Source organism: Arthrobacter sp. S41, from assembly GCF_004320535.1.
Lineage (GTDB): Bacteria > Actinomycetota > Actinomycetes > Actinomycetales > Micrococcaceae > Glutamicibacter.
In genome coordinates this window covers 334,733-343,808 of sequence record NZ_SIHY01000003.1, presented here as the reverse complement: position 1 = coordinate 343,808, position 9,076 = coordinate 334,733, and the positions used below count along the sequence as shown (strand labels likewise).

The 9,076-nt window shown below is 58.6% G+C and carries 11 protein-coding genes; 9 read left to right on the top strand and 2 right to left on the bottom strand.

Annotated features, from left to right (window positions below):
* Nucleotides 1–311: 311 nt before the first annotated feature.
* Nucleotides 312–869: a dihydrofolate reductase family protein gene (locus EYR88_RS15600; protein ID WP_131090673.1), complete on the top strand. Its 558-nt coding sequence runs from the start codon at nt 312–314 to the stop codon at nt 867–869.
* Nucleotides 870–926: 57 nt separating this feature from the next.
* On the opposite strand, the gene EYR88_RS15595 is transcribed toward EYR88_RS15600, so the two are convergent.
* Complete coding sequence (locus tag EYR88_RS15595; RefSeq protein WP_131090672.1) at nt 927–2,414, bottom strand: mannitol dehydrogenase family protein; 1,488 nt, start codon at nt 2,412–2,414, stop codon at nt 927–929.
* A 27-nt stretch (nt 2,415–2,441) separates the two neighbouring features.
* Nucleotides 2,442–3,755, bottom strand: a complete 1,314-nt coding sequence (locus tag EYR88_RS15590) for an MFS transporter (protein WP_131090671.1) — start codon at nt 3,753–3,755, stop codon at nt 2,442–2,444.
* A 141-nt stretch (nt 3,756–3,896) separates the two neighbouring features.
* Here EYR88_RS15590 and EYR88_RS15585 point away from each other — a divergent pair, with 141 nt between their 5' ends.
* From EYR88_RS15585 to EYR88_RS16310, 8 genes are read left to right on the top strand one after another with little or no spacing between them, the layout of a single operon-like run.
* Nucleotides 3,897–4,733 (top strand): DeoR/GlpR family DNA-binding transcription regulator, encoded by an 837-nt coding sequence (locus tag EYR88_RS15585; protein ID WP_131090670.1) that lies wholly within the window; start codon nt 3,897–3,899, stop codon nt 4,731–4,733.
* Entirely contained in the window at nt 4,730–6,118 is a 1,389-nt protein-coding gene (gene xylB / locus EYR88_RS15580) for a xylulokinase (protein ID WP_131090669.1), read from the top strand. Before EYR88_RS15585 ends, xylB begins: the two co-directional genes overlap by 4 nt.
* Nucleotides 6,119–6,144: 26 nt before the next feature.
* Nucleotides 6,145–7,014, top strand: coding sequence for a glycerophosphodiester phosphodiesterase family protein (locus EYR88_RS15575; RefSeq protein WP_131090668.1), 870 nt, complete (start codon nt 6,145–6,147; stop codon nt 7,012–7,014).
* Between the two features lie 46 nt (nt 7,015–7,060).
* Nucleotides 7,061–7,744, top strand: a complete 684-nt coding sequence (locus EYR88_RS15570; protein WP_131090694.1) for an AzlC family ABC transporter permease — start codon at nt 7,061–7,063, stop codon at nt 7,742–7,744.
* 2 nt (nt 7,745–7,746) lie between these two features.
* Nucleotides 7,747–8,064: an AzlD domain-containing protein gene (locus EYR88_RS15565; protein WP_131090667.1), complete on the top strand. Its 318-nt coding sequence runs from the start codon at nt 7,747–7,749 to the stop codon at nt 8,062–8,064.
* A gap of 25 nt (nt 8,065–8,089) precedes the next feature.
* Complete coding sequence (locus tag EYR88_RS15560) at nt 8,090–8,392, top strand: thiamine-binding protein (protein ID WP_131090666.1); 303 nt, start codon at nt 8,090–8,092, stop codon at nt 8,390–8,392.
* A gap of 14 nt (nt 8,393–8,406) precedes the next feature.
* Nucleotides 8,407–8,556 (top strand): hypothetical protein, encoded by a 150-nt coding sequence (locus tag EYR88_RS16315; protein WP_242632618.1) that lies wholly within the window; start codon nt 8,407–8,409, stop codon nt 8,554–8,556.
* Nucleotides 8,557–8,580: 24 nt separating this feature from the next.
* Nucleotides 8,581–8,982, top strand: a complete 402-nt coding sequence (locus tag EYR88_RS16310) for a class I SAM-dependent methyltransferase (protein WP_242632617.1) — start codon at nt 8,581–8,583, stop codon at nt 8,980–8,982.
* Nucleotides 8,983–9,076: the final 94 nt, after the last annotated feature.

The following is a 9,076-nucleotide window of genomic DNA, read 5'->3' as shown; positions in this document are numbered from 1 at the left end:
CCACTGCGCCGATGGTACTGCACTCGTGAGGGTGTGGGAGAGTAGGTCACCGCCGGACTTAACTTAATAAAGATGAATGTTGGTTTGAGGCCCTAACCTTTTGGTTGGGGCCTCACCTGTTTAACCAGCAGAGCTGGTGGGTTGGTTGCTGATTGTCGGCCGCTGATTGCTGGTTGGTAGGGGGTTGAGCTGAAGCTCGACCCCCTTTTTCCTGTTTAAGAACAAAGATCATTTGGGATCCCTTGACGCTGCGCTGACAGCGGCTCTACAGTCAACGCACGCACTTGCCGTTGTCAGAGGAGAATCCGCAGATGGGGCAGCTAACGTTCGCTATCAATGTCACCCTTGACGGGTGTATCGACCATAGGGTCGGCATCGCTGACGAAGAGACGCACGACTACTTCACTGACCTCATGAACCAGCATGGCGTTATGCTGTGGGGACGAACCACGTACGAAATGATGGAAGACTACTGGCCACTGGTGGCTAGCGGGGAAGTTGCCGCACCCCAGGCATTGCGCGATTGGGCGATCCAGCTGCAGGACAAGCCCAAATACGTAGTTTCTAGCACTCGAACCGAGTATCCATGGAACAACAGTCACCACCTTATGGGTGACCTGGCTAGCTCAGTTCAGGCGCTCAAGGAGCGTACGGCAAACGGGGTGCTGGTGGGCAGCTGCAAGCTGGCAACAGCATTGGATCAGCTAGGGCTGATCGACGAGTATCGCTTTTTAGTGCAACCCATCATCGCTGGGCATGGGCCACGGTTGTACAACTCTGGTTTACCTGATGCGCGTCATCTTCAGCTGCTCGATACCAAGACACTAAGCAACGGCGTGATCGCTGTTCACTATTCTCGCGCACAATAAGGCCGGCCCGCTCATACATTGGGTGCACGAGCGGGCCGGCTGTCAGAGGCCAGTTGGCTAGCGGGTGGAGACCTGCTGATCCATGAGCTGCGCCAGGGTGGCCACAGCGCCTTGCTGATGCAACGACTCCAAGGTCTTCAGATACGGGGTGGTGAACCGTTCATCATCAATAACGTCCCCAAAGAGGTCGCGCTGGCGCAGGAAGGCTAGCGGATCTTCGCTGTGCTTAGCCGCGGCAGCCTTGACCTCTTCGGCCAAGCGGTCCACGATGGTGATCTCTTCGCCCGCTTCATCGGTCCCCTCGGCATAACGAGCCCAGCTGGCGACGATGGCTGCGGATAAGGTGACCTCACGATCGGCGACAAGATTTTCGCGAACCACTGGCATGAGCCATTTGGGGATGCGATCGGAGGAATCCGCGCAGAGGCGGGCCACGGTATCGGCAACGTACTCATTGCTGTAGCGCTCAATGAGCTTGTGCTGGTAGGCGTCCAGGTCAACGCCGGGCAGTTCGCGCAGGGTCGGCTCGGCCTCGTTTTTCATGTAGCGAAGCAAGAAGTCTGCAAACAACTTGTTGCGGGCCACGTCGTGCACCGCTTGGTAGCCGGCGAGGTGGCCAAAGTAGCATAGGCCCTGGTGGGTGGCGTTAAGCAGGCGCAATTTCATCAGCTCGTAGGGCACCACGTCGTCAACCAATTGCACGCCAGCTTCTTCGTAGGGTGGGCGGCCGGCAACAAACTTGTCCTCCAGCACCCACTGCTCAAAATCTTCGCAGACAACTGGCCAGCCGTCCTCGATGCCATAACGCTGCATGACGTCGGCGCGATCGGCATCCGTGGTGACCGGGGTAATGCGGTCCACCATGGAGTTTGGGAAGGACACGTTCTCTTGGACCCACTGGCCGAACTCGGCATCGAGGGCGGAAGCAAAAGCACCAAACATCTTGTGGGCCACTTCGCCATTACCTTGGATGTTGTCGCAGCTCATCACGGTGAAGGGGGCGATGCCACGGGCTCGGCGCAGCTTCAGCCCGGCGCTAATCAACCCGAAGGTGGTGCGTGGTGCCTGCGGGTTGGCAAGGTCGGCGGCGATGGCCGGATTGGCGGTATTAAACTCCCCGGTGACTGGGTGGACGTTGTAGCCGCCTTCGGTGACCGTCAGTGAGACGATGCGGATCGCAGGATCGGCCAGCTGGTTGATGGCGGCGTTTATGTCATCTGGTGCGTAGAGGAAGTCGAGGATCGAACCGATGACTTCAACATCGCGGGAGCCATCAGGGTTTTTCACTACGAGGGTGTAGAGCCCGTCGCTGTCCTTGAGTACATCGCGCATGCGCTGATCGGACTCCATAACGCCCATGCCGATAATTCCCCAGTCCAATGCCTGGCCCTGATTCATCAGCCGGTTCAGATACATGGCCTGGTGAGCGCGGTGGAAGCCACCTACGCCGAAGTGCACAATGCCGGCGCTGGCTTGTTTGCGGTCGTACTGTGGGGTGCGAACCTGCGGGTCAACCTGGTTCAGGGTGTGGTTGCTCAGTTTCATTATTCAATGCTCCTTAGTCAGGATCGATTAGTGGGTGCTGACGGCGGCGGGTTGGGCGACACCCTGAAAGCCCGGCTGGGTGCCGCGCAGTGCGTGGGACATCAGGGCCGCGACGAGGTAGAGGGCTGCAAAGAGGAAGACCATGCCCGCAGCACCAAGTACGTTGTAGAGCACGGCGACCAGCAGTGGGCCAGCAAAGACGGCGGCGCCGATGCCGAGGTTATAGGAGGCCATGGCTGCCCCTGGATGTTCGGGAGCTAGGGACACGGCGATGGCCGAGAGTGGAACAAAACCTGCCAGCCCGATGCCAAAGATCGCACCGATGATCAGGGCCAGTGGGTAGGCGAAGGGGTAACCGTGATCGGTGGCCCACGCTGGTACGAGGTACAGTCCTGCCATGGAGATCGCGCACAGCACCGCGCCAAACCACACCACCACTTTGGACCAGCCCAGCTTGTCACCCAGTGCGCCAAAGAACAGGTTGAACGGGATGTTCACCGCGTAGATGACAGTGGTCAGGATCAGGAACTGGCCCACGCTCCAGCCGAAGCGGTCCACGAACAGGGCCGGGAAGAAGATGGCCATGCCGTAGGTGGGGACCGAGTTGATGGTTCGGGTGAGCATGACCATCAGGGCCTTGCGGTTGCTCACCAGCAGGCGCAGGCCGAAGCTCATGGTGCTGAAAACCTGTTCGGGATTGGCCACCAACGGTGCCCGTCCGGTCTTTTCCTTCACGCCGATCAGCGCGATGGCCGCTCCGATGACCACCAGGGCCAGTGAGACCCAAAGGGTTTGGTAGTAGCTCAGGGAGAAGAGTTCAAGGCTGGCGCTGGCGGTCAGTGCGCCGAGGGTTGGCAGTCCGGAGCTGAAGGCTACGTAGAACCAGCCAATGGCCACGGCCAGTCGTTTGGCGTTGGCGGTGGCCGAAATCCAGACGAGGAAACCGTAGGCGAAAAATGGGTAGCCAAATCCGCGTAGTCCGTAGGCGATAAAGATCAGAGGCAGGCTTGAGGTGTTCAGTGCGACGCCCAAAAAGAGCAGTTCAAAAATCACCCAGATGCCGGCTCCGATGAACATCACCTTGCGTGGGCCCCAGAGGTCGGAAAGCGAAGCGGAGAGGAAGGCAGCGATGGCTACGGCCACTCCGTAGATGGTGACCAGGGTTCCGGCCAGCGGGATGGAGAAGCCATGTTCGCCGGTGAGGTACGGGGCGAGGATGTTGGTTTCTACGCCGTCGCCGATCATGAAGATCATCAGGCCCACAAAACCCCATAGGAGCGGACGCGGTAGCCCTAGGCGATCAAAGATCGAGGGGTGTGTTGGCGTTGAGTTTGTGGTCATGACGCTCCTTTGCGACGGCCTTGCCGGTGTGATCGATTGAACCAATCTAACACCAAACAAACAAACTCAACAGATTTTCTGTTAAAAACTTGAAGAAAGTGATGTTTTGAGACTTGAGACGCAGCATCTATCATCAGAGATGTGGCAAATCACGAATTCGATGTTGAAAACGATGGTCCCGGCTTAAGTCAGGGGCTGCCTCCAGAGACCCGCCGGGACGAAATCACCGGGCACGTTAATAAGGTGCGCACTTCACGGGTGGAGGAATTGGCCGAGCTCTTCTCGGTCAGCGCCATGACCATCCACCGCGACCTGGACTACCTGGCCAAGGAAGGCCGGCTCGAGCGCATCCGCGGTGGAGCACGAGCCATTACCGCCCGGCTGGCCGAACGCGATGTACGCCTGCGTCGGCACCTGAACGCTGAGCTAAAAAGTCAGCTTGCCGCCATCGCCGCCAAGCTGATCGAACGCAATTCGGTGATTGCGCTGGATGACTCCACCACGGTTGGGGCGCTCGGTGCGCACCTAGAAGAGCGCGAGCCTTCCACGGTAATCACCCACTCGCTGGCGCTCATGGGCGCGGTCTCGGCCATGGCACATATCGACATGGTGGGCCTCGGTGGACAGTACTATGCCGAAACCGATTCCTTCCTCGGCTCCATCGTGGTCGAACAAGCACAACGGCTGACCGCCGACGCAGTTTTTGTCTCCACCACCGCCATCAAGAACAACGCCTTATTACACCCGGATGCCGAGGCAGCGCGCACCAAACGCAGCCTGCTGCAGATGGGGCGACGCAAGATCCTGGTGGTGGACTCCAGCAAATATGAATCGGCAGGCATTTATCATGTGATGAACCTGTCCGAGTTCGACGATGTGGTGATCGATGATCAACTTGATGACGCACTGATGACCCAGCTGCAGCAGCTGGGCCCACGCATTCACATAGCCACCACCTCTGCAAAGGCGCAGCCATGAAGCCCACCTATGTACTAGGCATCGATTCCTCCACCCAGTCCTGTAAGGCACTGTTGGTCGACGCGAACAGTGGTGAAGTAGTGGCCGAACAACGCCATGGGCATCCGCAGGGAACACAGGTTGACCCGCAAGAGTGGATCACCGCACTTGAAGCGGCCACCGATGGATTACTTCAGCGGGCCTCAGCGGTGTCCATTGCCGGCCAACAACACGGCATGGTCGCCCTTGATAAGCACGGGAATCCGGTGCGTGACGCGATGCTGTGGAATGATACTTCTTCGGCGCAACAAGCAAGGGAGCTGACCGAAGAGCTCGGCGGCGAGCTGGCCTGTGCGCAGCAGATTGGCAGCGTACCGGTGGCCTCACTGACGGTGACCAAGCTACGTTGGCTACGTGATCAGGAAACGGAGAACGCAGAACGCACAGCGATGGTCTTATTGCCACACGACTACCTCACCTGGCATTTAGGTGGACGCAAAGAGGCGGTCAGTGATCATGGGGACGCCTCGGGTACGGGATACTATTCCCCAGCGCAGCGCCGCTTTGTACCCGAAATAGCTGCCGCAGCGTTGGGGCACCAGGTGCAATTGCCACGCCTAGCGCAGGGCAACGAGGTGGTCGGTCGAACGTCCACCGGGGCGGTAATCGGTGCGGGTACCGGAGATAATATGGCGGCCGCCTTGGGGCTGGATCTGCAGCCCGGTGACGTCTGCATTTCCATGGGCACCTCCGGGGTGGCCTCCGCAGTGGTAGAACACAGCGTGCATGACGGATCGGGCATGGTTAACGGCTTTGTGGCCGCCAACGACAAATTTTTGCCACTGGCCTGCACGCTAAACGGGGCACCGGTGCTGGACTTCGGCGCCCGCATGCTCGGGGTGGGACAACAAGAATTTTCAGACCTCGCGTTGGCTGCACAACCGGGCTCGGGCGGGGTTGTATTACTGCCCTACTTTGGCGGAGAACGTACCCCCAATCGGCCCGAAGCCACCGGTCTATTACAGGGGTTACGCACCAGCACTTCCCGCGAACAGATTGCTCGCGCGTATGTGGAAGGACTGTTGTGCTCCATGAAAGATGCGGTGGCTGCCCTGGAGGCGAGCACCAAGGTGAGAACCCGACGCATCTTGCTGATCGGTGGGGGAGCGCAGTCCGAAGCGGTGCGAGTGATCGCCCCACAGATCTTCGGCGTCGCCGTCCAGGTCCCGCAAACAGCAGAGTACGTGGCCTTGGGTGCTGCGAGGCAAGCGGCCTGGGCACTGAGCGGGCAGGATCAACCGCCGGTATGGAATAGCGCCGAGTCCACTACCTATGAGGCGCAATCCCGTCCAGAAATTTATGCGAACTATGCACGCCTGCGTGATGACACTAAGGGGTGGAAATAAGCGACAGATCGCGTAGCGTAGGGACTATGGATACGCTCTTTTTCGCCCACCGCGGCAGTTCCCACAAATATTCGGAGAACACCCGGGCCGCCTACCTGCAGGCCATTGATGAGGGTGCGGACGGTATTGAATGCGATGTCCATTTGAGCTTGGACGGTCAAGTGGTATGCCACCACGACCCCACCGTTGATCGCACCTCTGATGCCTCGGGACTGGTATCTACCTTTACCCTCGAGCAGCTCAAAGCCATGGACTTCACCGGGGTTGTACCGACCGAAGTACCGGCAGAGTACGGCACGGAAAATGAGCAGCTACTGAGCCTTGATGAGCTTTTGACGCTGATCGAAGAACGCGGCAAACCGGTGGGTTTGGCTGTGGAGATCAAACACCCCAGCCCTTATGGGTATCTACTTGAAGACCGGGTCATGCAGGTCCTTGCTGCTCACGGTTTTGATCCTCAAACCGGGCGGGCCGGAAGCGCGGGGCAGATCGCGGTGACACTGATGAGCTTTGATCCTGGCTCATTGCGCTACCTTGGCCGCAAGGTGAATCCGGACTTGCTCTGCCAGCTGATGACCGAGGTGAATCCCGATTACATTCAGGAGCTTGTAGATTCGGGGCAGGTGGGCCGGGCCGGTGTGTATTCGGTGCTGTACCGTTCGGTGGCCGAAGGCATTGAACTGATCAACGCCGGTGGAGCCGGGATTATCGGCTCGGGCGTTGCCTGGACGCGTGCCAATGAACCGATGGTGCGCCAATGGTTGGCCGAAGGGCGACATGCTCGCATCTGGACGGTGGACCGCCCTGCCGATGCACAGTATTTGATTGACCTTGGGGTTGGTGAGCTCACCAGCAACCGGCCAGTGGAGCTTCGCCGGGAATTGGAACAGCATTAAAAGATGAGCGATACAAGTGAATAAATGGTTGACCCCGGCCACCAAGATGGGCCTATCCATCGCGGTCGCGACCGGGTTGTACGGTATTTCTTTTGGTGCGTTATCCATCGCCGCGGGGCTGAACCTGTGGCAGACACTCGCGCTGAGCGCGCTGATGTTTACCGGCGGATCGCAGTTCGCTTTTATCGGCGTGATCTCTGGCGGCGGGGCCGCATCGGCGGCATTTTCCGCGGCTTCATTATTGGGCATCCGCAACGCGGTATACGGGATGCAGATTAAACAATCCTTGCGCCCGCGCGCAGCGCAGGTGCCGGGAATGGCCCAAATAACCATCGACGAATCCACGGCCGTGAGCCTAGGACAAGCAGAAATCGGCGAAAAGCGTCGCGGATTTTTCACCGCGGGCATTGGCGTTTATCTGCTGTGGAATCTCTTTACCCTGGTGGGAGCACTGCTGGGTGAGAAGATGGGGGATCCTGCCGCTTGGGGCCTCGACGGTGCAGCGGTGGCCGCGTTTATTGGGTTGCTGTGGCCGAGGCTCAAGTCGATGCAACCGATACTGATCGCGCTCGCGGCGGCGATCGTTACTGCGCTCGCGGTGCCGGTGGTTGCACCGGGCTTACCGATCCTTTTAACTGCTATTTGTGCCGCCGTTTATGCGGTGCTTTCGGCGCGACAAAAGCCTGCTGCTACCCAGCACGGTGATCTAGACCGTGTGGACGGGGAGTAACAATGAGTGAATTAAGCTGGTGGGTTCTAGCCAGTTGCCTCACGGCCTATGCCATCAAATTGTGCGGCTATTTTGTCCCGCGCAAGGTGCTGGATTCGCCGATGATGTCCCATGTGGCTTCCACCTTGACCGTTGCCCTGCTGGCCTCCTTGGTGACAGTAAACGCCTTCACCTCGGGCCAAGAACTGAAAATTGATGCCCGCATTGGCGCCTTGGCAGCGGCAATTATTGCGCTGATCTTCAAAGCGCCCTACCTGGTGGTGGTATTGGCTGGCGCACTGGCAGCGGTGCTCTTGCGGGCCACCGGGCTAGCGGCCTAAGCCAAGTAAGTGGGACAGTAGAGGCATGATTGTAGCTTTTTCTGTAGCCCCAAGTAACGACAACCCCAACGGTTCAGTCCACGATGCCGTGGCTGAAGCTGTGAAGATCGTGCGTGATTCCGGTCTGCCTAATCGCACCAGCTCCATGTTCACAGAAATTGAGGGTGAATGGGACGAGGTTATGGAGGTCGTTAAGCAGGCCACGATGGCCGCTGGAAAGTTCGGATCCCGCGTTGCGCTGGTGCTCAAAGCCGATATTCGTCCCGGCTACGAGGGCGAAATTGACGCGAAGATTCAACGGCTTGAGAAGGCTATCAAGGATAGTTAGGAGAGTGCGTCGCCATGATTCACCATAGGGCTGAACGTGAGGCCGGTGCGGTTGAGCAGTATCTGGAAGAATCCCTCGGGCTTCAGGTCCAGGCCCTGGAAAAAGGCCGTGAGCATGATCGGGCCTCGGGGCTGCCGTCCATTGAAGTCAGCACGGGGCAGTGAAAATTTCTGTAGTTAGTAGCGCAGATGATTGGCGCTCGCCGAGTGCTAGAGATCGGGACCTTAGGTGGCTACTCCACCAGCTGGCTGGCCCTTGGTGTTGGTGAATCGGGCAAGGTGATTACCTGCGAATTTGAGCCCTTGCATGCCCGCGTAGCGAGAGGAAACCTCGAACGGGCCAGGCTTGGCGACCGTGTAGAAATCAAATTAGGTGCCTCCCAAGCAACCTTAGACTCACTGATTACCAAACGCACCGAGGCATTTGATCTGATCTTTATCGATGCCGACAAGCGCAATAACGTGATCTATCTTCAACGAGCGCTGGAACTCTCGCACCCGGGAACGGTGCTGGTCTCAGACAACGTGGTGCGAGGCGGGGCGATCTTGGATGATTCGGGCCAATTGGGAAGCCAAGAAGCCGACGTGTGAGGAGTCCAAGAGGCACTGATCTGGCTACGTTATCATTCGCGGGTCTCAGCCACCGCACTGCAAACAGTGGGCGCCAAGGGCTGGGACGGGTTTG

Bases quoted from the DNA above. Each gene is read 5' to 3' on its own strand.
- EYR88_RS15600 (WP_131090673.1), top strand. From the start codon at position 312: ATGGGGCAGCTAACGTTCGCTATCAATGTCACCCTTGACGGGTGTATC.
- xylB (WP_131090669.1), top strand. From the start codon at position 4,730: ATGAAGCCCACCTATGTACTAGGCATCGATTCCTCCACCCAGTCCTGT.
- EYR88_RS16315 (WP_242632618.1), top strand. From the start codon at position 8,407: ATGATTCACCATAGGGCTGAACGTGAGGCCGGTGCGGTTGAGCAGTAT.
- EYR88_RS16310 (WP_242632617.1), top strand. From the start codon at position 8,581: ATGATTGGCGCTCGCCGAGTGCTAGAGATCGGGACCTTAGGTGGCTAC.
- EYR88_RS15595 (WP_131090672.1), bottom strand. From the start codon at position 2,414: ATGAAACTGAGCAACCACACCCTGAACCAGGTTGACCCGCAGGTTCGC.
- EYR88_RS15575 (WP_131090668.1), top strand. From the start codon at position 6,145: ATGGATACGCTCTTTTTCGCCCACCGCGGCAGTTCCCACAAATATTCG.
- EYR88_RS15565 (WP_131090667.1), top strand. From the start codon at position 7,747: ATGAGTGAATTAAGCTGGTGGGTTCTAGCCAGTTGCCTCACGGCCTAT.
- EYR88_RS15590 (WP_131090671.1), bottom strand. From the start codon at position 3,755: ATGACCACAAACTCAACGCCAACACACCCCTCGATCTTTGATCGCCTA.
- EYR88_RS15570 (WP_131090694.1), top strand. From the start codon at position 7,061: ATGGGCCTATCCATCGCGGTCGCGACCGGGTTGTACGGTATTTCTTTT.
- EYR88_RS15560 (WP_131090666.1), top strand. From the start codon at position 8,090: ATGATTGTAGCTTTTTCTGTAGCCCCAAGTAACGACAACCCCAACGGT.